Origin of the sequence: Pseudomonas sp. B21-023, from assembly GCF_024749165.1 — a bacterium.
Lineage (GTDB): Bacteria > Pseudomonadota > Gammaproteobacteria > Pseudomonadales > Pseudomonadaceae > Aquipseudomonas.
Genome location: NZ_CP087190.1, coordinates 4,320,840 through 4,342,671, shown reverse-complemented (window position 1 = coordinate 4,342,671; position 21,832 = coordinate 4,320,840). Strand labels below are relative to the sequence as shown.

Annotated in this window: 22 protein-coding genes; 13 read left to right on the top strand and 9 right to left on the bottom strand. The window is 64.0% G+C overall.

From position 1 onward, the window contains the following. Positions 1-33: 33 nt before the first annotated feature. Entirely contained in the window at positions 34-909 is an 876-nt protein-coding gene (locus LOY42_RS19415) for a DMT family transporter (protein WP_139672996.1), read from the bottom strand. A 178-nt stretch (positions 910-1,087) separates the two neighbouring features. Here LOY42_RS19415 and aceK point away from each other — a divergent pair, with 178 nt between their 5' ends. Next, positions 1,088-2,803, top strand: coding sequence for a bifunctional isocitrate dehydrogenase kinase/phosphatase (gene aceK / locus LOY42_RS19410; protein ID WP_139672991.1), 1,716 nt, complete (start codon positions 1,088-1,090; stop codon positions 2,801-2,803). 153 nt (positions 2,804-2,956) lie between these two features. On the opposite strand, the gene LOY42_RS19405 is transcribed toward aceK, so the two are convergent. Beyond that, positions 2,957-3,817, bottom strand: coding sequence for a DUF6279 family lipoprotein (locus LOY42_RS19405; RefSeq protein ID WP_258598889.1), 861 nt, complete (start codon positions 3,815-3,817; stop codon positions 2,957-2,959). A 129-nt stretch (positions 3,818-3,946) separates the two neighbouring features. Between LOY42_RS19405 and LOY42_RS19400 the strand changes: the two genes are divergently transcribed. After that, positions 3,947-4,783: a S1 RNA-binding domain-containing protein gene (locus LOY42_RS19400; RefSeq protein ID WP_139672985.1), complete on the top strand. Its 837-nt coding sequence runs from the start codon at positions 3,947-3,949 to the stop codon at positions 4,781-4,783. Here LOY42_RS19400 and LOY42_RS19395 read toward each other — a convergent pair whose 3' ends face one another. Beyond that, positions 4,784-5,164 carry a hypothetical protein gene (locus LOY42_RS19395; RefSeq protein ID WP_102684394.1) on the bottom strand — a complete coding sequence of 127 codons (381 nt, stop codon included), beginning with the start codon at positions 5,162-5,164 and terminating at the stop codon, positions 4,784-4,786. It abuts the gene before it with no gap. A 230-nt stretch (positions 5,165-5,394) separates the two neighbouring features. Here LOY42_RS19395 and LOY42_RS19390 point away from each other — a divergent pair, with 230 nt between their 5' ends. The 3 genes from LOY42_RS19390 to def all read left to right on the top strand — a co-directional run bounded on the left by LOY42_RS19390 (position 5,395) and on the right by def (position 7,233). Then, positions 5,395-5,574, top strand: a complete 180-nt coding sequence (locus LOY42_RS19390; RefSeq protein WP_023629533.1) for a CsbD family protein — start codon at positions 5,395-5,397, stop codon at positions 5,572-5,574. A 166-nt stretch (positions 5,575-5,740) separates the two neighbouring features. Continuing rightward, positions 5,741-6,697 carry a YihY/virulence factor BrkB family protein gene (locus tag LOY42_RS19385; RefSeq protein ID WP_102684395.1) on the top strand — a complete coding sequence of 319 codons (957 nt, stop codon included), beginning with the start codon at positions 5,741-5,743 and terminating at the stop codon, positions 6,695-6,697. Further along, entirely contained in the window at positions 6,697-7,233 is a 537-nt protein-coding gene (def, locus tag LOY42_RS19380) for a peptide deformylase (RefSeq protein WP_139672982.1), read from the top strand. The genes LOY42_RS19385 and def overlap by 1 nt, the downstream gene beginning before the upstream one ends. Here the strand turns inward: def and LOY42_RS19375 are convergent. Beyond that, positions 7,188-7,637: a GNAT family N-acetyltransferase gene (locus LOY42_RS19375; protein WP_256659325.1), complete on the bottom strand. Its 450-nt coding sequence runs from the start codon at positions 7,635-7,637 to the stop codon at positions 7,188-7,190. The two genes, def and LOY42_RS19375, sit on opposite strands and share 46 nt — an antisense overlap. Before the next feature lie 263 nt (positions 7,638-7,900). Here LOY42_RS19375 and LOY42_RS19370 point away from each other — a divergent pair, with 263 nt between their 5' ends. Beyond that, the gene (locus tag LOY42_RS19370) at positions 7,901-8,158 is read left to right on the top strand and encodes a DUF2790 domain-containing protein (RefSeq protein ID WP_023629531.1); all 258 of its coding nucleotides are present in this window, start codon (positions 7,901-7,903) and stop codon (positions 8,156-8,158) included. 63 nt (positions 8,159-8,221) lie between these two features. Here LOY42_RS19370 and LOY42_RS19365 read toward each other — a convergent pair whose 3' ends face one another. Continuing rightward, complete coding sequence (locus LOY42_RS19365; RefSeq protein ID WP_258598884.1) at positions 8,222-9,589, bottom strand: PLP-dependent aminotransferase family protein; 1,368 nt, start codon at positions 9,587-9,589, stop codon at positions 8,222-8,224. A 76-nt stretch (positions 9,590-9,665) separates the two neighbouring features. Here LOY42_RS19365 and LOY42_RS19360 point away from each other — a divergent pair, with 76 nt between their 5' ends. The 5 genes from LOY42_RS19360 to LOY42_RS19340 all read left to right on the top strand — a co-directional run bounded on the left by LOY42_RS19360 (position 9,666) and on the right by LOY42_RS19340 (position 13,605). Then, entirely contained in the window at positions 9,666-10,634 is a 969-nt protein-coding gene (locus LOY42_RS19360) for a threonine dehydratase (RefSeq protein ID WP_258598882.1), read from the top strand. 92 nt (positions 10,635-10,726) lie between these two features. After that, positions 10,727-11,368: a LysE family translocator gene (locus LOY42_RS19355; protein WP_102684399.1), complete on the top strand. Its 642-nt coding sequence runs from the start codon at positions 10,727-10,729 to the stop codon at positions 11,366-11,368. 135 nt (positions 11,369-11,503) lie between these two features. Then, positions 11,504-11,929: a nuclear transport factor 2 family protein gene (locus LOY42_RS19350; RefSeq protein WP_139672976.1), complete on the top strand. Its 426-nt coding sequence runs from the start codon at positions 11,504-11,506 to the stop codon at positions 11,927-11,929. A 46-nt stretch (positions 11,930-11,975) separates the two neighbouring features. Continuing rightward, positions 11,976-12,320 carry a YciI family protein gene (locus LOY42_RS19345; protein ID WP_023631072.1) on the top strand — a complete coding sequence of 115 codons (345 nt, stop codon included), beginning with the start codon at positions 11,976-11,978 and terminating at the stop codon, positions 12,318-12,320. A 46-nt stretch (positions 12,321-12,366) separates the two neighbouring features. Further along, on the top strand, positions 12,367-13,605 hold the full coding sequence (locus tag LOY42_RS19340; protein WP_139672973.1) for an RNA polymerase sigma factor: 1,239 nt from the start codon (positions 12,367-12,369) through the stop codon (positions 13,603-13,605). Between the two features lie 38 nt (positions 13,606-13,643). Here LOY42_RS19340 and LOY42_RS19335 read toward each other — a convergent pair whose 3' ends face one another. Further along, entirely contained in the window at positions 13,644-14,114 is a 471-nt protein-coding gene (locus LOY42_RS19335) for a MaoC family dehydratase (RefSeq protein ID WP_023631542.1), read from the bottom strand. A gap of 34 nt (positions 14,115-14,148) precedes the next feature. After that, positions 14,149-15,093, bottom strand: coding sequence for an alpha/beta hydrolase (locus LOY42_RS19330; RefSeq protein ID WP_139672970.1), 945 nt, complete (start codon positions 15,091-15,093; stop codon positions 14,149-14,151). 201 nt (positions 15,094-15,294) lie between these two features. Between LOY42_RS19330 and fadD2 the strand changes: the two genes are divergently transcribed. Both fadD2 and fadD1 read left to right on the top strand, forming a co-directional pair. Then, positions 15,295-16,983 (top strand): long-chain-fatty-acid--CoA ligase FadD2, encoded by a 1,689-nt coding sequence (gene fadD2, locus LOY42_RS19325; protein WP_139672967.1) that lies wholly within the window; start codon positions 15,295-15,297, stop codon positions 16,981-16,983. A gap of 342 nt (positions 16,984-17,325) precedes the next feature. Then, positions 17,326-19,023, top strand: coding sequence for a long-chain-fatty-acid--CoA ligase FadD1 (fadD1, locus tag LOY42_RS19320; protein ID WP_102684403.1), 1,698 nt, complete (start codon positions 17,326-17,328; stop codon positions 19,021-19,023). Between the two features lie 69 nt (positions 19,024-19,092). Here the strand turns inward: fadD1 and LOY42_RS19315 are convergent, their stop codons facing one another. After that, positions 19,093-20,400: an FAD-binding oxidoreductase gene (locus LOY42_RS19315; RefSeq protein WP_258598877.1), complete on the bottom strand. Its 1,308-nt coding sequence runs from the start codon at positions 20,398-20,400 to the stop codon at positions 19,093-19,095. A gap of 26 nt (positions 20,401-20,426) precedes the next feature. After that, positions 20,427-21,791: a glutamine synthetase family protein gene (locus tag LOY42_RS19310; RefSeq protein WP_258598875.1), complete on the bottom strand. Its 1,365-nt coding sequence runs from the start codon at positions 21,789-21,791 to the stop codon at positions 20,427-20,429. Between the last annotated feature and the right edge of the window lie 41 nt (positions 21,792-21,832).

Here is a 21,832-nt window from a genome sequence, read left to right as displayed (position 1 = left end):
AGCGTTGGGAGCGGGGCAAGCCCGCTCCTTTTTTCAGCGCCGTGCCGGGCGCAGCACCAACCATAGCGCCGCACCAATCAGCAGACCGCCATACAGGTGCGCCATCGACAGCGGCTCATCCAGCAGCCACGCCCCCCACAGCACGCCGAACACCGGGATCAGGAAGGTCACGGTACTGGCCTTGACCGGCCCGATTTCGTTCAGCAGGCGGAAGTACAGGATGTAGGCGAACGCCGTGCACAGCAGCCCCAGGCCCAGGAGCGACAGCCATACCTGCCAGCCGCCCCAGCTGGCCGGCGGCTGGGTCAGCGCGCTCCAGGCGAACAGCGGGCTGAGCAGCAAGGTGGCGCCGAGCATGCTGCCCAGCGCCGACAGACGGCTGTCCAGCGTGCCGACCCAGCGCCTTGCCAGGAAGCCCGCGAAGCCGTAGCAGGTGGTGGCGGCCAGGCAGGCCAGTGCGCCTTGCGCCAGGGCCATGTCCAGCGCCACCGGGCCGGCACCGCTGAGGATACCGACACCGAACAGCCCGAGGAAGATCCCGCAGAGCTTGGGCAGGGTCATGGCTTCGCGGAAGAACAAGGCGCCGATCAGCACGCCCATCAGCGGCGTGGTGGCGTTGAAGATCGCCGAATAGCCGGCCGGCAGCACCTGCGCCGCCACGGAATAGAACGTGGCCGGAATGCCGGAGTTGATCATGCCCAGCACCAGGCAGGCGCCCAGCTTGCCCTCGAAGTCCCAGCGCACGCGGGCGGCGGCGAGGATGGCGATCAGTCCCAGGCAGGCGATCGACACGCGGAAGAAGGCGGTCGGCACCGTGCCCAGCTCGGGGGCAATGATGCGCATGAACAGGAAGCTGGCGCCCCAGACAGCGGCAAGGGTCAGCAGGCGGGCGAGGGCGATGGGGCTCACGGTGGTCTCCGGCGGTAGGGCAGGGCGCGAGTGTACGTCAGGGCGAGCGAGGGATTCTTGTGCTTTCTTGCTGTGTGAATCCGGGGCCGCCTCACGGGCTTCATCGCCGGCAAGCCGGCTCCCACAGGGCTCGTATCCGACTAAGCTCTCTCGGTGACCATTGCATAGAGGCACGCGCATGACCCCAGCCTGGCCCGCCGTCGACATCGCCCGGATGATCCTCGATGGCTTCGACGACTACCGCGAGCACTTTCGCCGTATCACCCTCGGCGCCCGCGAGCGCTTCGAACAGGCGCGCTGGCAGGATATCCAGCACGCCGCGGCGGCGCGCATCAACCTGTATGAAGAGAAGGTCGCCGAGGTCAACGGTTGGCTGCGCCAGCGCTTCGACACCGCGGTGCTGCTGGACGTCGAGCAGTGGCCGCTGGTCAAGAACGCCTATATCCGTCTGATCGACCCCCGGCTGGACGACGAGCTGTCCGAGACCTGGTACAACTCGTTGTTCTGCAGCCTGTTCAGCCATGACCTGATCAGCGACGGCTGCATGTTCATCCACACCACCCGGCCGTCGATGCGCGGCCATGAGCGGGCGGCGCAGACGCGCACCTATACGCTGCAGGACGGTCTCAAAGGCTTGTTGCGAGCGATCTTTGCCGATTATGCGTTCGACGTGCCGTATGGCGACCGGGAAGGCGACATCGCGCGCCTGGAGGATCAATTGCGCGAATGCCTGCCCGACTGGGTGTGCAAGGATCCGGCCCTGACCGTGGAGCTGTTCACCCCGGTGCTCTACCGCAACAAGGGCGCCTACCTGGTCGGTCGCTTGTACACCCCCGACGAGCAGTGGCCACTGGTGATCCCGCTGCTGCATCGCGAGGGGCATGGCATCGAGGCCGACGCGTTGATTACCGACGAGGCGGAGGTGTCGATCATCTTCTCCTTCACCCGATCGTATTTCATGGTCGATGTGCCGGTGCCGGCGGAGTTCGTCAACTTCCTCAAGCGCATCCTGCCGGGCAAGCACATCGCCGAGCTGTACACCTCGATCGGGTTCTACAAACATGGCAAGTCGGAGTTCTACCGGGCGCTGATCAACCACCTGGCCAACAGCGACGACCGCTTTGTCATGGCTCCGGGCGTGCGCGGCATGGTCATGAGCGTGTTCACCCTGCCGGGCTTCAACACCGTGTTCAAGATCATCAAGGACCGCTTTTCGCCGTCCAAGACTGTCGACCGAGCAACGGTGATCGAGAAATACCGCCTGGTGAAAAGCGTCGACCGCGTCGGGCGCATGGCCGATACCCAGGAGTTCGCCGATTTTCGCTTTCCCCAGGGCAAGTTCGATCCCGACTGCCTGGCGGAACTGCTAGAGGTGGCCCCCTCCACCGTAGCGCTTGAGGGCGACACAGTGCTGATCCGCCATTGCTGGACCGAACGGCGCATGACCCCGCTCAACCTGTACCTCGAGCAGGCCAGCGAAGCCCAGGTGCTGGAGGCGCTGGAAGACTATGGGCTGGCGATCAAGCAATTGGCGGCGGCGAACATCTTCCCCGGCGACATGCTGCTGAAGAACTTCGGCGTCACCCGTCATGGCCGGGTGGTGTTCTACGACTACGACGAGATCAGCTACCTCACCGAGGTCAACTTCCGTCACATCCCGCCGCCGCGCTATCCGGAGGACGAGATGTCCGGCGAGCCGTGGTACTCGATCGGGCCGCACGACGTGTTCCCCGAAGAGTTTCCGCCATTCCTGTTCGCCGACATCGGCCAGCGCCGCTTGTTCAGCCGCTTGCACGGCGAACTGTACGACGCCGATTACTGGAAAGGCCTGCAGGAGGCGATCCGGGCGGGGAAGGTGATCGATGTGTTCCCTTATCGGCGCAAGGGGCGTTAGGCCTTAGGCTCTGTACGAAAAGCCTTGATACTTGTTCATGCTGCGTTGAAAACAGCCTCGGAATGCTCATGTACTCCAGTACACTGCGCTTCCTCGGCTGTTTTCGCCTTGCCTGACCTGCGTCTCAAGACTTTTCGTACAGAGCCTAGCTTTTTACCCTTTGAGGCACTTGAGCTCGCTGAAGTCCGCGCGCACCTTGCTCAGCCGCTGCTGCAGGAATTGCCGCTGGGCCGGGCTGCTCTGTTTCAGCAGATCCACCAGCAGGCTGCGTGCCTGGCGCTCGGTGTTCTGGAATGCCTGGCGGTACTCCGGCGTCCACAGGCTTTCCTTGCGCTGCAGCAACTGCGCCAGCCGGGGCTCGAAGCTCGGGCTGGCGCGCTGGTCCATCGCCAGCAGCAGTTGCTGCTGCCAGTGGGCGCGGTTGGCGATCCACTGCTGGTTCTGGTCACCCAGGGCCTGCGACCAGCTCATCACCCGCAGCCGTTGCTCGGCGTCGAGCTCGCCCAACCAGGGCTCGAGGCGCTTGCGCATGCGTGCGGCACGGTTCTCGACCTGTTTGGCCAGTGGCGTGTCGACGTATTCCTTCTGGCGTTTGTCGATGTCCTTGCGAAAAGCCTCGCGCATTTCCGCTACCTGGCTGTCATTCATGCCCTTGAGCAGTTCCGCGGCAGAGGGGGTTATCGCTTCGGTGACCCGGCCAATGGCCTGGCGCGCCTCGACCGTGCGTTGGCGCAGGTTTTCATCGGTGACCGCGTCGTTGGCGACCATCAGTTGCACCCGGTCGAGCCAGTCGAGGTAGCCGGGCAGTTGGGTCTTGCAGTGCCAGGCCAGATGCGCCTTGAGCCGTTCGTCGAGCAACTGCTTCTGCTCGCGGTTCATGTCCAGGTAGTCGCCCAGCGACCACGGCACCAGGCGATCGAGGTTGCGGTAGGCCAGGTCGATGCGGCTGCAGGCCGCCAGTGCCAGGGCGAAGCCGATGAGCAGGAGCAGGGCTTTGGGCAGGCGAAGGGGCATGAGCGAATCCTTGCTGGGCTGGCCAGGCGGTAGACGCATGGTGGGGCCGACGGTTCCGGCGAATGTGCGCTCGGGCGGCCGGGCGGGTCAGGTGTTAGAATAGCCGCCTTGTCTTGAGGATCTTCGGAAATGGCTCTGCTTGGGCGTTACAACAGTTTGCAAATCGTGAAACACGTGGAGTTCGGCCTGTACCTGGACGGCGGCGCCGATGGCGAAATCCTCCTGCCGCGGCGCTACTTCCCCAAGGATGCCGAGCTGGAGCTGGACGATTGGCTCAACGTGTTCATCTACCTGGACAGCGAAGACCAGCTGATCGCCACCACCGAAAAGCCGAAAATGCAGGTGGGCGAATTCGCCAGCCTCAAGGTCAAGGACATCAACGGCGCGGGCATCTTCCTTGACTGGGGCCTGTCCAAGGACCTGTTGATGCCCTACTCGGAAGAGTCGCGGCAACTGAAGATCGGCGATTACTGCGTGGTCCATGCCTACCTGGACAAGCGTACCCGGCGCATCACCGCCACTGCCAAGCTGGACCGTTACCTGGACCGCACCCCGGTGGACTACAGCGTCGGCCAGCCGGTCGAACTGCTGGTGGCCGGCGAGACGCCGATGGGCTTCAAGGCGATCATCAACAACCGCCACTGGGGCCTGATCCACAAGAACGAGGTATTCAAGTTCCTGCGTTCGGGGATGCACGAGAAGGGCTTCATCAAGGAAGTACGGGGTGATGGCAAGATCGCCCTGAGCCTGCAGCCGGTGGGCCAGGCCTTGGCCGACAGTCTGCACGAGCAGATCATGCAGCGCCTTGAGGCCAATGGCGGTGTGCTGCCGGTGTGTGACAAGAGCGACCCGGCGCTGATCAGCCAGATGTTCAACGTGAGCAAGGGCAACTTCAAGAAAGCCATCGGCGCGTTGTTCAAGCAGGGTCGCATCGTCATCCATGACGATCGGATCGAGCGGGCCTGATCAGGCCTGCACGAAGGCGCTGAAGTCCAGCTGCTCGCCACCTGGGCGGGTGTCGCGCAGCAGTGAGTCGCGGTCGGCGCTCAGGGCCAGGCTGATGGTCGAACGGCGCTTGCCGGGGTTGCGTACTTCCATCTGTTCCTGATGAGCCTTGAGGAAGTTGGTGGGCACCTTCAGATGCTGCAGCCCGTCGTTCTCGGGGGTGTGCAGCAGCAGGTTGACCCAGTCGGGCTGGCCCTTGCGCAGCAGTGCGACCGGCACTTCGAACCACCACAGGTTGCGCTTGGTGTCGAGAATGGCGAACAGGGTGTTGGCACTGGTGAGTACCGGCTTGGCCAGCGCCTCGTTACGGCGAGCGATGGCGGTGGGTTTGTCGAGTTTCATGCAGGTTCCTGCGGGTTGACGCGAGTAAGGCCTGACATTGTGGGGTGGGGCTTATCGCGGGGCAAGCCCGCTTCCCCGAAATCACCGAACCTGAACCGTGCAAGCGTATCGAGCCCAGCCAATTGCCGTTTGGCTGACAGGGTGCAAAAGAATTGAAACTCTGGCCAATGGCCTTGGGTCGATCAGGTGTCGACACGATTTCCCGTGTCTTTCCCCCGAGGAGACATCCCATGAGTGGCACCAAGGACAAAGCGAAGGGCCTGGCCAACGAGGCCGTGGGCAATATCAAGCAGGGCGTCGGCAAGGTGACCGACAATGACAAGCTGCGCGCCGAGGGCAAGGCCCAGGAACTGAAAGGCGAGGCGCAACAGGCCGTGGGCAAGGTCAAGGATGCCGTGAAGAAACCTTGATCGCCGCAGCCTGGCCGCGGGGCATGCCCGCTCCCGCAAGATGGGGGCGGGCTTGCCCCGCGCTTGCTTTGGACTGTGCGCAAGGTACAAGCGAACAGCACGCCCGCCGCCTGGTCTATTAGACTTGCAGCATTGCCATTCCGATCAAGCGGCGAAAGGAGACGCTATGATTTTCCCCGACCTGCGCGGCCTGCCCCTGCACCGCGTGTTGGTGCGCACCGTCAAGGAGTTCCTCGATGACGAGATGTCCACCTATGCCTCCGCGCTGGCCTACCAGATGCTGTTCTCGCTGTTCCCCTTCTTGCTGTTCCTCATCGCACTGATCGGTTTTTTGCATTTGCCGGACTTTTTTTCCTGGCTGCGCCTGCAGTCGGAGCTGGTGCTACCGCCCCAGGCCCTGGAGCAAGTCAACCCGGTAATCGACCAGTTGCAGCAGTCCAAGGGCGGGCTGCTGTCGGTGGGTATCGTGATTGCCTTGTGGACTGCCTCGGCGGGCGTGCGCCTGATGATGAGCGCGATGAACGCGGCCTACGACGTGCCCGAGGGGCGGCCTGTATGGAAACGCATTCCGCTGTCGGTCATCTATACCGTCGGCATCGCCGGCATGCTCCTGGCAGCGGCGGCCCTGATGGTCCTGGGGCCGCAGGTCATGGAGTGGATCGCTTCGCAGGTTGGGCTCGAGGAGGCGGTCGTCATCGTCTGGACCATCCTGCGCTGGCCGGCGATCATCATTCTGATGATGGTGGCGGTGGCGCTGATCTACTACGTGATGCCCGATGTGAAGCAGAAATTTCGTTTCATCACCCCAGGTTCGGTGCTGGCGGTGGTGGTATGGATCGTCGCCTCGCTGGGCTTTGCCTACTACGTGAAGACCTTTGCCGACTACAACGCCATGTATGGCAGTATCGGGGCGATCATCGTGCTGTTGCTGTACTTCTACATCTCTGCCGCGGTGCTGCTGCTGGGCGCCGAGATGAACGCGGTGATCGAGCACATGTCGGCCGAGGGCAAGAACCCAGGCGAAAAGGAATTCGAGCAGGACAACCCGCAACAGACCATCACCGTGCTCGGCCATGAGCACCCGGTGACACCCGAACCCCAGACCCGCGAGCCGAATACCTGATGATCCGCGACATTCTCAAGATGGGCGATGAACGCCTGCTGCGCATCGCCCCGCCGGTTCCCGAGCACATGATCGGCAGCCCGGAGCTTGCGCAACTGATCGACGACATGTTCGAGACCATGGCTCATGTGGGCGGTGTCGGCCTGGCCGCGCCGCAGATTGGCATCGACCTGCAACTGGTGATCTTCGGCTTCGAGCGCAGCGAGCGTTACCCGGACGCCGAGCCGGTGCCACGCACCATCCTGCTCAACCCGGTGATCACGCCGCTGGCCATGGAGGTCGAGGACGGCTGGGAGGGTTGCCTGTCGGTGCCCGGCCTGCGTGGCGTGGTGCCGCGCTACAAGCACATCAGTTATTCGGGCATCGATCCGCAGGGCAACCCGATCAACCGCTTTGCCGATGGCTTCCACGCCCGGGTGGTGCAGCATGAGTGCGACCACCTGATCGGTCGTTTGTATCCTTCGCGCATCCAGGACTTCAACAAGTTCGGCTATACCGACGTGCTGTTCCCCGGGCTCGACGTGGCTGACGACTGACCCCGCCTCATCGCCAGCAGGGCCTTGCTGCGCTGGTAGCGGGCCAGGCGTGAGGCCAGGGCCTCGGGCAGGGTGGTTGTCGGTGTGAAGGCCAGGCGCTGGTAGAAAGGCGCCAGGTCCGGGTGGCAAAAAAGCCAGGTAGCCGTGTTGCTTTCGGCCAGCGCCGCGTCTATCAGTCGGGATGCGATCTGCTGGCCGCGCCACTGCGGGGCGACGAACAAGCCGGTCAGCCAGTGATCGCCACTGATGGGCGTCAGGTTCATCCCACCGATGATTTCTACGGCACGCGCCACCCATTGCTCGCCTTCACCGGCGGCGCGCATGCGCGAGCCGTGCTGGCGATAGAAGTGGTCCAGCAGGCGGCGCTGGGTTGGGGGAAGGCGAGTGCAGGTCAGGGGGAGCATGCTTGGTTCACGCGGTGTGGCTATCTCAGGCAGGAATTCATCGGTGCTTTGTCGCAGATTGTTGCAAATACGGCAAGGGTGAATGTCCGACTCCGGGGTTCAACTATTTCAGGCGCGGAGTAGACTTTCACTCATCCCTCCGGCAGTACGATAAAGCGGGATCGGTACTTCGTGTCATCTTCGCAGTTGATGACAACTTCTCCGGGCCATTGACGGCGTCAGAAGTCACGCGATCAGCTTGATAGCCATCAAGGTCGACACCCATGAAAGCCTTACTGATTCTTGCATTGGTCGGTATGTCCCCGTTCGCCTTCGCGGACCAGGCCAAGACCGCAGACACCCAGCCTGTGGTCGAGCAGTACGATTATTCCACCAACCTCGACATCAAGCGCGTGATCAGCCTGTCGACGATCCCCAACGTCTGCGAAGTGGTGCCCGCCACCATGACCTACGAGGATCATCAAGGGCAGGTCCATACTCTTCAGTACCGTGCATTGGGTGAGGGTTGCCGGCTCAATTGAGCCGCGTGGCCGAGACAAGGCTCGTGGGAGCGGGCTTGCCCCGCGATGGCGTTCAGCCGAGTATCAAGTGCAATCGCGGGTCAGGCCCGCTCCCACCAGTTCCAGTCCTTGCTTCAACTGTGCCCGGCTGTGCGCCGCCGACAGGCTGATCCGCACTGCCCTGACACTGTCGGTGCCTACCGCGAATACGCTGGCCGGCACGATCTCGACACCGTGTTCCCGACACCGCGCGACCAGCGCCTGGGCGTCTCCAGGCGTGGCCAGCCAGATGTGCGGCGACGGCACGCCCTCGGCGGGCAGCGCCTCGCCCAGCACCGCCCGCGCCAGCCGCCAACGTTCTCCCAGTTCCTCCCGTTGCCAGGCCAGCCGCCGGGTGGCAGTGCCATCCGCGATCCATTGGCAGGCGATGCGCAGGTTCAGCGGTGACACCGACCAGTGGGTGGCCTGGGCATAGGGATCGATCTGTTCCAGCAATGCTGGCCGGGCCACGATCCAGCCCAGGCGCAAGCCGGCGGCCACGGTCTTGGACAAGCTGCTGATCAGCACGCCACGGCCCTCGAGCAAGGGGTAGAGTGGTGGCCGGTCGGTCAAGGCGCCATACACGTCATCCTCGATGACCAGCAGTTCGTGGCGCCTGGCGACTTGTGCCAGCGCCAGGCGCCGGGCCTCGCCCATGCACGCTCCGGTCGGGTTGTGCAGGGTGGGCGTGGTGACCAACACCCGCGCGCCGCTCGCGCGGACCACTCGGTCCAGTTCGTCCGGGAGCAGGCCTTGCTCGTCCAGGGCCACTCCGTGCACAGGCAGGCGCAACTGGCGACAGGCCGCCTTGATGCCTGGGGCGGTCAACGCCTCGACCATCACCGGCTCGCCCGCCTGGCACAACGACTGCAGCACGAGGGTCAGCGCCTGCTGGGCGCCCCCGCAAAGCAGCACGTCTTCCGGCGTGAGGTCCAGGCCGCGGTTGCTCAGCCAACGCGCGCCCTCGATCCGCCCCAGCAGTAACTGCTCGGGCCCCAGGTAATGGTCGAGCAGGGTGGTATCGCCCTGTTCTAGCAATCTGCGCAGGCTGTGCTCAAGGTCGAGATTGCAGGGATCGGCCACCGGCACATTGGTCGACAGGTCGATCACTGAGTGCTGGCGGCCGGGTTGTTTGAGGCGAAACAGCGTCGCTTCCTTGCTGCTGGCCAGCACATAGGTGCCGCGTCCCACCTCCCCGGACACCAGGTGCCGCGCCGCTGCTTCACGGTAGGCCTGCTGCGTGGTGCTCGGGTTCAGGCCCAGGGCCCAGGCGAGGCGGCGTTGCGGGGGCAGGCGTTCACCGACCTTCAGTTCACCCTGTTCGATGGCGTTGGCGATGGCCTCGACCAGTGCCAGGTAGCGCGGCTGGTCGTTGGCCGGGAGGTTCGGAATCCACACGAAATTGCTACCCATGCAATATTTATTTGGACCCATACAATGCCCGGCGCTTAGGATCGGTTCAAGCCCATACCGATGAAGGACGTTTGCCATGTTCGACTTGCCCGCCCTGCGCGAAGCCGCCGCTTTCGTTCACCAGCACGTGCCGCCGACTCCACAGCACGCCTGGCCGCTGCTGGCCGAGCGGCTGGGTTGCCAGCTGTGGGTCAAGCACGAGAACCATGCCCCCACGGGGGCCTTCAAGGTGCGCGGCGGGCTGGTCTATGTCCGCTCGCTGTTGGCCAGTGGTGCAGTCCCCCGTGGCCTGGTTACCGCCACCCGTGGCAATCATGGCCAGAGCATGGCCCTGGCGGCGCGCCAGGCCGGTTTGCCGCTGGTGATCGTGGTGCCGGAAGGCAATTCGCGGGAGAAGAATGCCGCCATGCGCGCCTTGGGTGCGGAGCTGGTGGAGCATGGCGTGGACTTCGACGTGGCCCGGGAAGAGGCGGCGCGCCTGGCCGAGGCGCGGGGCTTTGCCATGGTTCCCTCGTTCGATCCGGAGCTGGTGCGTGGCGTGGCCACCTATGCTCTGGAGCTGTTCGAGGCGGTGGCCGACCTGGATTGTGTGTACGTGCCGATCGGCATGGGGTCGGGCATCTGTGGGCTGATCCAGGCGCGCAACCTGCTTGGGTTGTCCACCGAGATCATCGGCGTGGTATCCACTGTGGCAGACGCTTATGCCCAGAGCTTCGAGCAGGGCCGCATCGTCACCACCGCCAGCGCCGATACCTTCGCCGACGGCATGGCCTGCCGCATGCCACATCCCGACGCCTTTGCGATGGTACGCGAGAATGCCGCGCGCATCGTGCGGGTGAGCGATGAGGAGATCGCTGAAGCCATGCGCCTCTACCACGAAACCACCCACAACACCGCCGAAGGTGCCGGTGCCGCCGCCCTGGCTGCACTGATGCAGGAGTGTGGGCGTCAGGCGGGCAAGCGGTTGGCGGTGGTGCTCAGTGGCGCGAACGTGGATCGCGGGCGCTATGCGCAGGTGTTGATGGGGACGAAAGATCCTGTATGAAAGGCTGCGATGGCCTGACCTGCAAATTCCTCCTGTACCGCCAGGGGGCATTCAGGTTCAATCGCTGACTTTCGTCCGCGGTCGAGCCTGCCATGCCCTTTTCAAATGGTTTCCTCCTCAGCTTGTCCCTGTGCCTGGACATCGGCGTGGCCAACATCGCCATGATTACCCTGGCCATGCAGCGGGGGTTTCTTCAGGGCTTCTGGCTTGGGCTGGGGACCTGCGTCGGCGATCTCATCTACGCCATTGCGGCCCTGGCCGGCATGACCGTTTTGCTGCAGTTCGAAAGCGTGCGCTGGACGTTGTGGCTGGGGGGCTCCGCGTTATTGGCGTGGTTCGCGGTGAAGATGCTGCTGGCGGCGTGGCGCGGCGGGCACCTGGAGTCGCGTGGCCAGGTAGTGATCGAATCGGGCTGGCGCGAATTCCTGCGCGGTATCTTCCTGGCCATGTCATCGCCCAGCGCGATTCTCTGGTTCGCCGCAGTCGGCGGCGTACTGATCTCCCGCTCCGGCGCCGGCAGCGCGCTGGATGCGGGCCTGTTCCTCGGTGGCTTCTTTGCCGCAGGGCTACTCTGGTGTGTCTCGTTGTGCGGTATCGCCAGTCATGGCGGGCGGCTGCTTGGTGATCGCCTGCTGACCTGGTCGTACCTGTTGTCGGCGGCGATCTTCTGCTATTTCGCAGGTTACGTGGTGCTCTCCGGTTACCGCGAATTCATCCTGGCAGTACCGGCCTGATCATTCGGGCTGTTCTGTGCCGCTGACTGTTTTTTCTCATCGGATTGTCGATTCTCCATTTTCCCGTTCGACCATGGGTGAAGGCGCCGGAATGGACCGGCGCCAATCATTGTTGAACGCTGGGAGGAAGCACCGATGAACAGCGCAGCCGAGACTGAACTTCGTCAACTGATCGAGCAGTGGATGCAGGCCGTGCGCGAGCGCGACGTGGACCGTATCGTGGCACCCTATGCCGACGACATTCTCGCCTTCGATGCCATCCAGGCCCTGCAGTTCAAGGGCAAGGCCGCCTACCGCGCACACTGGGAAGTGTGCATGGGCATGTGCACGGGGCCGATGGTCTTCGAACTGGCGGAGCTGAAGGTATACGCCGACGGCGACCTGGCCCTGGCTCATTGGCTCAACCGCTGTGGCCCGGGCGACGACGAAAGCCAGTGCGGCTTCATGCGCGCCACGGTCGGCTATCGGCGCAGCGGCGGCCAATGGCAAGTGATCCACGAGCATTGGTCGGCGCCGTTCGACATGGAAACGCAAAAAGCCTTGTTCGACCTCAAGCCCTGATACCGCTCATCGCCCACCGCACCGAGCCGACCTGCTGGAGACGATCATGAAATACCTGTGCCTGGTCTATTGTGATGAAGCGCTGTTGCACAGCCTGCCCGACAGCCCCGAAGACGCCGAATGCATGGCCTACGCCGAATCCATCCAGGGCAGCGGGCGCATGCTCGCCGCCGAGGCGCTCAAGCCTGTGCAGACGGCCACCACGGTACGTGTACGCGCCGGGCGGATGAGCCTGACCGATGGCCCGTTCGCCGAAACCAAGGAGCAACTGGCCGGTTTCTACCTGGTCGACGCCCGTGACCTCAACGAGGCGCTGAACATCGCCAAGGGCATCCCGGCAGCCCGGGTGGGCAGCGTCGAGGTTCGGCCGGTGCGTGAACTGCAACCCTGACGCAACGGGAGAAAAGCCGCATGAGTCAGCAGGGAAAGCCCGATTGATGGTGGGGGAAGCGCAAGTCCGCCAGGAGGTGGAGGCTGTCTACCGCCGCGATTCGCGGCGGATCCTGGCGACCCTCATCCGCCTGCTGGGGGACTTCGACCTGGCCGAGGAGGCCATGCACGATGCCTTCTTCATTGCCGTCCAACGCTGGCAGCGTGATGGTATCCCGGACAACCCGCGGGCTTGGCTGGTGTCTGTCGGCCGCTTCAAGGCCATCGATGCCCTGCGCCGGCGTGCCCGCTTCGACCGCTCCCAGGCCGACCTGATCATGTTGCTCGAACGCGAAGCGGACGATCCGGGCGAGCAGACGTTGCTGGCCGATGACCGACTGCGGCTGATCTTCACCTGCTGTCACCCGGCGCTGGCTTCCGACGCCCAGGTGCCGTTGACCCTGCGCGAGGTGTGTGACCTGACCACCGAGCAGATCGCCCGTGCCTTCCTGCAAAGCCCGGCCACCATCGCCCAACGCATCGTGCGTGCCAAGGCCAAGATCCGTGATGCGAAGATTCCCTATCAGGTGCCGGAGCTGAGCGAGCTGCCCGAGCGCCTGGAAAGCGTGCTGCGGGTCATCTACCTGGTATTCAACGAAGGCTATTCGGCCTCGGCGGGCGAAGATGTCACCACCCGCGAGCTGACCGATGAGGCGATCCGCCTGGGGCGTCTGGTGGCCCAGTTGCTGCCCGATGCCGAAGTGCACGGGCTCTTGGCGTTGATGCTGCTGCAGGCATCGCGGCAGCGGGCTCGCAGCGATGCCCATGGTGAGCTGGTGCTGCTGGATGAGCAGGATCGCAGCTTGTGGGATCGCGGGCAGATCGACGAGGGCAGCCAACTGGTCCAGCAGGCACTGCGCAGTCGCGACCTCGGGCCGTATACCGTGCAGGCGGCCATAGCCGCGGTGCATGCCGAAGCGCCCAGCGCCGAGGCCACGGATTGGGACGAGATCATCGGCCTGTACGATGTGCTGCAGCGTCACTGGCCATCAGCGGTGGTGGAGCTGAACCGGGCGGCGGCGCTGGCCAGGCGGGACGGCGCCCAGGTGGGGTTGCAGGCGGTGGAGGCAATCCTGCAGCGGGGCGAGCTGGGTGATTATCACCTGGCCCATGCCGCGCGCGCCGAACTGCACCGGCAGCTGGGCAACCTCGATCAGGCCCGGGATGCCTGGCAGCAAGCGCTGAGGCTCACCCGCCAGGGGCCGGAACGGCGGCATATCGAACGGCGGTTACGCGAACTGGGCTGAGCTATCGCCAGCGTGCCCGCGATGGCCGGCGTGGTGAATCAGCTGGCGACAAAGTTCGGCGGGCTGACCAGCTCGACCGTCTGCTGCTTGCGCGGCGCGAGGATCTCGGCCTCGCCACTGACGACCAGCTCATCGTTCTGGTTGTAGACATTGGTGGCGATGCGCACCTTGAACTTGGGCAGCTTCTCGAGAATTTCCAGGCGCACGGTCAATTCGTCCCCGATCTTCACCGGCTTCTGGAAGCTCATCTGCTGGCCCAGGTAGATGGTGCCCGGGCCAGGCAAGGTGCAGGCCACCGCGGCGCTGATCAGCGCGCCACTGAACATGCCATGGGCGATGCGCTCGCGGAACATGCTCTTGGCGGCGAACTCGGCGTCCAGGTGCACCGGGTTGTGGTCGCCGGACATGGCGGCGAACAGCTGGATGTCGCGCTCTTCGACAGACTTCTTGTACTCAGCTTTCTGGCCGACTTCGAGGGCTTCGTAAGGGGTGTTGGTGACCTGGGTCATCGAGGCTTCCTTGTAGGGCGCGCGAGGTGGCCGATCATTCACTGCGGGCAGGGCGGCCAAGGGCCAGCGCCTGGTCCAGCCAGCCGATGATCTCGGCGGTGACCTCGTCGCGATGGGTTTCGTTGAGCACTTCGTGGCGTGCGCCGGGGTAGATGCGCAACTGTACATGACGGTTGCCGGTCGCGCGCAGGGCGTCGGCCAGATGGGTGAGACGCTTGCCGGCACTCACCGGATCACATTCGCCGCCGATCACCAAAATAGGCAGGTTTGGGTCGATCTGCCCTAGGTGCCTGGGCTGGCTGATCTGTGCCAGCCCCTGCAGCAGGTCGAGCCACAGCTGGTTGCTGCAACGGAAGCCGCACAACGGGTCGGCGATGTACTTGTCCACTTCCCCGGCATCGCGGCTGAGCCAGTCAAATGCCGTGCGGTTGGGTTTGAAGGCCTTGTTGAACGAGCCGAACGACAGCCAGTCGATCAGCGCGCTCTTGCCCAGGGGGCCTTGGCGCCAGGCTTCGAACCGGGCGATCAGGCGCGCGGACCGGTACAGTGCCACCGGCTGGAAGTTCGAACCGCTGAGGATCGCGCCTTGCAGGCTGGCGCTGTGGTGCAGCAGGTAAGCCTGGGCGATGTAGCTGCCCATGCTGTGGCCGAACAGGAACAGCGGGGTGCCCGGGAACTGCTGGCCGACGTGCTGTGCCAACAGGCCCAGGTCGTTGACCACGGCATTCCAGCCATTATGGCGGGCGAACAAGCCCAGGCTGCCCAGTTCGGCGGTACGGCCATGGCCGCGCAGGTCGGGGGCGAGCAGCCCGTAGCCAGCTGCATTGAGGGCATGGCCCAGGCGCTGGTAGCGCCCGGCATGCTCGGCCATGCCGTGGGCCAGCAACACCACGGCCTTGACCGGCGTGGCGGGCAGCCATTGATGAACATAAAGACTGCAATGCTCGCTGGCGGGGAGCCAGAAGGCGTCATGGGGCATGGCGGGTCCTTGCGCGCGAAGGTTCGCCAACAGTGTATGCGCAAAGCGCTCGATTGCAGGAAGGGTAGAAAAGAGATTCACAATGTTAATGGCGGCACTTGGCGTATTTGCCACCCTCGACAGAGCTGCTAACGTCGGCTGAACACCTTTTTGCCATCAGGCGATCAGGTCAGGGACGTCCCGGTAGAGGAACAACAATAAATGCAAGCCGATTTCTGGAACGACAAGCGCCCGGCGGGCGTGCCTTCCACCATTGACATGAATGCCTATACCTCCGTGGTCGACGTGTTCGAACGCTCCTGCAAGCGCTTCGCCGACCGGCCGGCATACAGCAACCTTGGCGTCACCCTGAGCTACGCGGACCTCGAACGCTACTCGGCGGCTTTCGCCGCCTGGTTGCAGCAGCACACCGACCTGGCGCCGGGCGACCGCATCGCGGTGCAGATGCCCAACGTCCTGCAATACCCGATCGCCGTGTTCGGCGCCTTGCGCGCCGGGCTGGTGGTGGTCAACACCAACCCGTTGTACACCGAGCGCGAGATGCGCCATCAGTTCAAGGACTCCGGCGCCCGCGCGTTGGTGTACCTGAACATGTTCGGCAAGCGCGTGCAGGAGGTGTTGCCCGACACCGGCATCGAGTACCTGATCGAAGCGAAGATGGGCGACTTGCTGCCGGCGGCCAAGGGTTGGCTGATCAACACCGTGGTCGACAAGCTGAAGAAGATGGTCCCCGCCTATCAGCTGCCCCAGGCGGTCTCGTTCAAGCACGTCCTGCGCCAGGGGCAACGGCTCAACCACCAACCAGTGGCGCAGACGCTCGACGATGTCGCGGTGCTGCAGTACACCGGCGGGACCACGGGCCTGGCCAAGGGGGCCATGCTCACCCATGGCAACCTGGTGGCCAACATGCTTCAGGTCCTGGCCTGTTTCGGCCAGCACGGGCCCGATGGCCAGCCGCTGATCAAGCAAGGGCAGGAGGTGATGATCGCGCCGCTGCCGCTGTACCACATCTATGCCTTTACCGCGAACTGCATGTGCATGATGGTAACCGGCAATCACAACGTGCTGATCACCAACCCCCGCGACATTCCGGGGTTCATCAAGGAACTGGGCAAGTGGCGGTTCTCGGCGCTGGTAGGCCTGAATACCCTGTTCGTCGCGCTGATGGACAACCCGGGGTTCAAGTCGCTGGATTTCTCCGCGCTGAAGATCACCAATTCCGGCGGCACCGCGCTGGTCAAGGCCACCGCCGAGCGCTGGGAGGCGCTCACGGGTTGCCGCATCGTCGAAGGCTACGGCCTGACCGAGACCTCGCCAGCGGCCAGCACCAACCCCTATGGCCAGCTGGCGCGCCTGGGAACGGTGGGGATCCCGGTACCTGGCACGGGGTTCAAGGTGATCGACGATGACGGTCACGAACAACCGTTGGGCGAGCGTGGCGAGTTGTGCATCAAGGGGCCGCAGGTGATGAAGGGCTATTGGCAGCAGCCGGAGGCTACCGCCCAGGTGCTGGACAGCGAAGGCTGGCTGAAGACCGGCGACATCGCGATCATCGACCCGGACGGCTACACGCGGATCGTCGACCGCAAGAAAGACATGATCATCGTCTCGGGCTTCAACGTGTATCCCAACGAGATCGAGGACGTGGTGATGGGCCATCCGCAGGTGGCCAGCTGCGCGGTGATCGGCGTGCCGGACGAGCGCACCGGCGAAGCGGTGAAGCTGTTCGTGGTGCCGCGTGCGGGCGGGGTGAGCGTCGATGAGCTCAAGGCGTTCTGCAAGAGCAATTTCACCGGTTACAAGGTGCCCAAGCACATCGTGCTGCGCGATTCGCTGCCGATGACACCGGTGGGCAAGATCCTGCGTCGGGAATTGCGTGATATTGCCTGATAGCAGGAGCGGGTTTGTCCCATGATCGCGTGAGCCTGGGTGAAGGCCATTGCCAGGCAAGACGCCATCAAGGGGCAAGCCAGCGCCTGTAAAACCTGTCTAGATCGAGATTTTCAGGCGCTTTCGCGACATTTTGTATAATTACTCTAAAAATGACCTGTATTGTTCATTGAGTCATTTTTGTGGCCTGCCGGCCCATTCCGGCCTCTAGGCGACCCCTTGCAAAGCTGTTACTCTCGGCGCGCTTTCAGAGGATCCGGTTTGCAATGAGCCGTCCTCTCATATCAATAATAAGCGCATCGACGCGTACCGAATTCGCTGTTGCTGAAGGAGCGGGCTTCCATGATCGAACATTTTTGGAAGGATAAGTACCCAGCCGGGGTCACGGCGGACATCAATCCTGACGAATTCCCCAATATCCAGGCGGTACTCAAGCAATCCTGCCAACGCTTTGCCGACAAACCTGCCTTTAGCAACCTGGGCAAGACCATCACCTACGGCGAGCTGTACACGTTGTCCGGTGCCTTCGCCGCCTGGCTGCAGCAGCATACCGACCTGAAGCCGGGTGACCGCATCGCGGTCCAGTTGCCCAATGTCCTGCAGTACCCTGTCGCCGTCTTCGGCGCCATGCGTGCCGGGCTGATCGTGGTCAACACCAACCCGCTGTACACTGCGCGGGAGCTGGAGCACCAGTTCAACGACTCCGGCGCCAAGGCGTTGGTGTGCCTGGCCAACATGGCGCACCTGGCGGAAAAGGTGGTGCCCAAGACCCAGGTCAAACACGTCATTGTCACCGAAGTGGCCGACCTGTTGCCACCACTCAAGCGCCTGCTGATCAACAGCGTCATCAAGTACGTGAAGAAAATGGTGCCGGCCTACCACCTGCCGGGCGCGGTGCGCTTCAATGACGCGCTGGCGCTGGGCAAGGGCGGCGCGGTCACCGAGGCCAACCCGCAGCCCGGCGACGTCGCCGTGCTGCAGTACACCGGCGGTACCACCGGCGTGGCCAAGGGCGCGATGCTCACCCATCGCAACCTGGTGGCCAACATGCTGCAGTGCCGTGCGCTGATGGGCTCGAACCTGCACGAAGGTTGCGAGATCCTCATCACTCCGCTGCCGCTGTACCACATCTACGCCTTTACCTTCCATTGCATGGCCATGATGCTGATCGGCAACCACAACGTGCTGATCAGCAACCCGCGTGACCTGCCGGCGATGGTCAAGGAACTGGGCAAGTGGAAGTTCAGCGGCTTCATCGGCCTCAACACGCTGTTTGTCGCCCTGTGCAACAACGAGACTTTCCGCAACCTCGATTTCTCGGCGCTGAAGATCACCTTGTCCGGTGGCATGGCGCTGCAGATGAGCGTGGCCGAGCGCTGGAAGGCGGTGACTGGTTGTGCCATCTGCGAAGGTTACGGGATGACCGAGACCAGCCCGGTGGCGGCAGTCAACCCGACCTCGGCCAACCAGGTGGGCACCATCGGTATCCCGGTGCCGTCCACCCTGTGCAAGATCATCGACGACAACGGCCAGGAACTACCCCTGGGCGAGGTGGGCGAGCTGTGTATCAAGGGGCCGCAGGTGATGAAGGGCTACTGGCAGCGGGACGATGCCACCGCCGAGATCATCGACAGCAATGGCTGGTTGAAAACCGGTGACATTGCCTTGATCCAGCCTGATGGCTACATGCGCATCGTCGATCGCAAGAAGGACATGATCCTGGTGTCCGGCTTCAACGTGTACCCCAACGAGCTCGAAGATGTGCTTGCCACGCTGCCAGGTGTGTTGCAGTGCGCGGCCATCGGTGTCCCGGACGAGAAGTCTGGCGAGGTAATCAAGGTGTTCATCGTGGTCAAGCCTGGCATGACACTGACCAAGGAACAGGTCATGGAGCACATGCGTGCCAACGTCACCGGCTACAAGGTGCCCAAGGCCATCGAGTTCCGCGATGCGCTGCCGACTACCAACGTTGGCAAGATCCTGCGCCGCGAGTTGCGTGACGAAGAGCTGAAAAAGCAGGGCCTGAAGAAGATCGCCTGATCCGCAGTCTGCTCTGGGATTGAGGCGTGGGAGCGGGGCAAGCCCGCTCCCACGTTGGCGATATGAAATTCAGCGCAACTTTTCCAGCATCTGGTAGTACCACATCCCCGCCGCCAGCAGCGGATTCCCCAGTAAGTCTCCCATCGGCACCTTGATGTGCTTGCACGCCGCAAAGGTATCGAATTTCCCCAGCGTCCCCGTCAGTGCCTCGGCCATGATCTCGCCCATGATGTGGCTGGTAGCGATGCCGTGCCCGGAGTACCCCTGGCAGTACCAGACGTTGTCCGACAGCTTGCCCAGCTGCGGGATGCGGTTGACCACGATGCCCATCGCGCAGCTCCATTGGAATTCGATCGGCACACCCTTGAGCGCCGGGAAGGTACGCTCGATGCACGGACGCAGTTCGTCTTCGATATCTCGTGAGTCGCGCCCGGAGTAGTTGGCGCCGCCGCCGAACAGCAGGCGTTTGTCGGCGGTCAGGCGGTAGTAGTCGAGAACGAAGCGGCAGTCGTACACCGCCAGGTCCTGCGGGTTGATCTGGTCGGCCAGGTCGCCCAGTGGCGCGGTGGTGACGATGCCGCCCATGGCCGGGAAGATCTTGCCCTTGAGCTGGCGTTTTTCCAGTTTGTGGTAGACGTCGCCGGCCAGCATTACCTGGCGTGCCTCGATCCGTCCCTGCGCCGTGACCACGGCCGGACGAGGGCCGTGGATGATCTCCAGCACTTCGGAATTCTCGAACACCAGCGCGCCGAGGCCATGGGCGGCGCGGGCCTCGCCCAGGCACAGGTTGAGCGGATGCAGGTGCAGGTTGCGGCGGTTCTTCAACGCGCCGAGGTACAGCGGGCTCTGCAGGTGCTGTTGCATGGCTTCGCTGTCGAGCAACTGCACCAGGTCGCCCATGCCGCGGCGTTGGGCTTCGGCCTCGAAGGCGCGCAGTTCGGTCATGTGCGAAGGTTTCATCGCCGCGTGCAGGTGGCCGTGCTTGAGGTCGCACTGGATGCCGTAGCGTTCGACGCGCTGTTCGATGATCTGGTGGCCGCGCCAGCGCAGGTGCCAGATGAAGTCGTCCACCTCGGCGCCCAGACGGTCGCGCATCTGCGTGCGCATGGCCTCGTCGCCCGACAGGCTGCCGGTGACCTGGCCACCGTTGCGCCCACTGGCGCCCCAGCCGATGCGGTTGGTCTCGACGATGGCTACCTTCAGGCCACGTTCGGCCAGCTCCACCGCAGTGGCCATGCCGGTGAAGCCGCCGCCGATGATCGCCACGTCCACCTGCACCGTGCCCTTGAGTGTGGGGTATTCGGTCGCGTCATTGAGGGTGGCGCTGTAGTAGGACGGCGCGCGTTGGGCCGGCCCGTTGTTCAGTGCTGCGTTCATGGGTGTTCCTTGTTGTAGTTCGTCTGTCAGGCCTGATGCAGGTACCAGCGCCAGTCCTGTTCGCCGACCTCGGCCATGAACTGGCGGTACTCGGCACGCTTGACCTTCAGGTACACGCCGAGGAAGGCCTCGCCCAGCGCCTCCCGTGCCCAGGCCGACTGCTCCAGGGCTTCCAGGGCAGTCAGCCAGTCGGTGGGCAGGTACTCGCTGGCCTGGGCATAGCCGTTGCCTTCGACTGGCGCGCCGGGATCGAGCTGTTCGCGGATGCCCTGGTGCGTGGCAGCAAGTATCGCGGCGGCGGCCAGGTAGGGGTTGGCGTCGGCGCCGCAGATGCGGTGCTCCACATGCCGGCTGTTGGCCGGGCCGCCGGGCACGCGCAGGCTGACGGTGCGGTTGTCCACGCCCCAGGTCGGCGCCAGCGGGGCATAGCTGTTGGCCTGGAAGCGGCGGAACGAGTTGGCGTTGGGGCAGAACAACAGCAGCGACTCACGCAGGTGGCGCAGCATGCCGGCCACCGCCTGGCGCAACAGTGGGGTGCCGGCCTTGTCTTCGCTGGCGAACAGGTTGTTGCCAGCGGCGTCCGCCAGGCTCAGGTGCATGTGCATGCCGGTGCCGGCCAGTTGCGCGAACGGCTTGGCCATGAAGCAGGCCTGCATGCCATGGGCATTGGCAATGCCCTTGACCAGACGCTTGTAGCGCACGGCCTGGTCCATGGCCTGGAGCGCATCGCCGTGCTCCAGGGTAATTTCCACCTGCCCCGGGGCGTACTCGGAGATCGCTGTGCGCACAGGGATGCCTTGGGCCTTGCAGGCAGCATACAGGTCGGCAAGGAACGGTTCGATCTGCTCCAGCTCACGCAAGCCATAGACCTGGGTCTCGCGCGGGCGGCCGCCGTCGCTGTCCAGCGCCGGCTGCGGCCGGCCTTGGGCGTCGCGCTGCTGGTCGAGCAGGTAGAACTCCAGCTCGCAGGCCATCACCGGGTGAAGGCCATCGGCCTTGAGGGCGTCGATCACCCGCAGCAGCACATGACGTGGATCCGCCACGCTGGCCGGCAGGCCTTCGCTGGGGTGCATGCTGACCTGCACGGCGGCGGTCGGCACCCGGCGCCAGGGCAGGCGCACCAGGCTGCCATCCAGCGGGTAGGCGCGGCAGTCGATGTCGCCGACGTCCCAGACCAGGCCGGAGTCTTCCACATCATCGCCGTTGAGGGTCAGGCCGAGGATGGTGCTGGGCAGCGGGCGGCCGCTGTCGAACACGGCCAGCAGTTCCTCGCGGTGCAGCAGCTTGCCGCGGGGTACGCCGTTGGCGTCGAGGATGAACAGTTCGATCAGGTCGATATCGGGGTTGTCGGCCAGGAAACGCCTGGCTTGCTCTGCGGGGGCAAAGTGCATGGTGGATTCGCTCTGGGGCACGCAGGACCGCCGCGCAGGCG

Excerpts from the sequence above, each read along its gene's own strand:
- aceK (WP_139672991.1), top strand. The coding sequence starts at position 1,088 with ATGACCCCAGCCTGGCCCGCCGTCGACATCGCCCGGATGATCCTCGAT.
- LOY42_RS19405 (WP_258598889.1), bottom strand. The coding sequence starts at position 3,817 with ATGCCCCTTCGCCTGCCCAAAGCCCTGCTCCTGCTCATCGGCTTCGCC.
- LOY42_RS19400 (WP_139672985.1), top strand. The coding sequence starts at position 3,947 with ATGGCTCTGCTTGGGCGTTACAACAGTTTGCAAATCGTGAAACACGTG.
- LOY42_RS19395 (WP_102684394.1), bottom strand. The coding sequence starts at position 5,164 with ATGAAACTCGACAAACCCACCGCCATCGCTCGCCGTAACGAGGCGCTG.
- LOY42_RS19390 (WP_023629533.1), top strand. The coding sequence starts at position 5,395 with ATGAGTGGCACCAAGGACAAAGCGAAGGGCCTGGCCAACGAGGCCGTG.
- LOY42_RS19385 (WP_102684395.1), top strand. The coding sequence starts at position 5,741 with ATGATTTTCCCCGACCTGCGCGGCCTGCCCCTGCACCGCGTGTTGGTG.
- def (WP_139672982.1), top strand. The coding sequence starts at position 6,697 with ATGATCCGCGACATTCTCAAGATGGGCGATGAACGCCTGCTGCGCATC.
- LOY42_RS19375 (WP_256659325.1), bottom strand. The coding sequence starts at position 7,637 with ATGCTCCCCCTGACCTGCACTCGCCTTCCCCCAACCCAGCGCCGCCTG.
- LOY42_RS19370 (WP_023629531.1), top strand. The coding sequence starts at position 7,901 with ATGAAAGCCTTACTGATTCTTGCATTGGTCGGTATGTCCCCGTTCGCC.
- LOY42_RS19365 (WP_258598884.1), bottom strand. The coding sequence starts at position 9,589 with ATGGGTAGCAATTTCGTGTGGATTCCGAACCTCCCGGCCAACGACCAG.
- LOY42_RS19360 (WP_258598882.1), top strand. The coding sequence starts at position 9,666 with ATGTTCGACTTGCCCGCCCTGCGCGAAGCCGCCGCTTTCGTTCACCAG.
- LOY42_RS19355 (WP_102684399.1), top strand. The coding sequence starts at position 10,727 with ATGCCCTTTTCAAATGGTTTCCTCCTCAGCTTGTCCCTGTGCCTGGAC.
- LOY42_RS19350 (WP_139672976.1), top strand. The coding sequence starts at position 11,504 with ATGAACAGCGCAGCCGAGACTGAACTTCGTCAACTGATCGAGCAGTGG.
- LOY42_RS19345 (WP_023631072.1), top strand. The coding sequence starts at position 11,976 with ATGAAATACCTGTGCCTGGTCTATTGTGATGAAGCGCTGTTGCACAGC.
- LOY42_RS19340 (WP_139672973.1), top strand. The coding sequence starts at position 12,367 with ATGGTGGGGGAAGCGCAAGTCCGCCAGGAGGTGGAGGCTGTCTACCGC.
- LOY42_RS19335 (WP_023631542.1), bottom strand. The coding sequence starts at position 14,114 with ATGACCCAGGTCACCAACACCCCTTACGAAGCCCTCGAAGTCGGCCAG.
- LOY42_RS19330 (WP_139672970.1), bottom strand. The coding sequence starts at position 15,093 with ATGCCCCATGACGCCTTCTGGCTCCCCGCCAGCGAGCATTGCAGTCTT.
- fadD2 (WP_139672967.1), top strand. The coding sequence starts at position 15,295 with ATGCAAGCCGATTTCTGGAACGACAAGCGCCCGGCGGGCGTGCCTTCC.
- fadD1 (WP_102684403.1), top strand. The coding sequence starts at position 17,326 with ATGATCGAACATTTTTGGAAGGATAAGTACCCAGCCGGGGTCACGGCG.
- LOY42_RS19315 (WP_258598877.1), bottom strand. The coding sequence starts at position 20,400 with ATGAACGCAGCACTGAACAACGGGCCGGCCCAACGCGCGCCGTCCTAC.
- LOY42_RS19310 (WP_258598875.1), bottom strand. The coding sequence starts at position 21,791 with ATGCACTTTGCCCCCGCAGAGCAAGCCAGGCGTTTCCTGGCCGACAAC.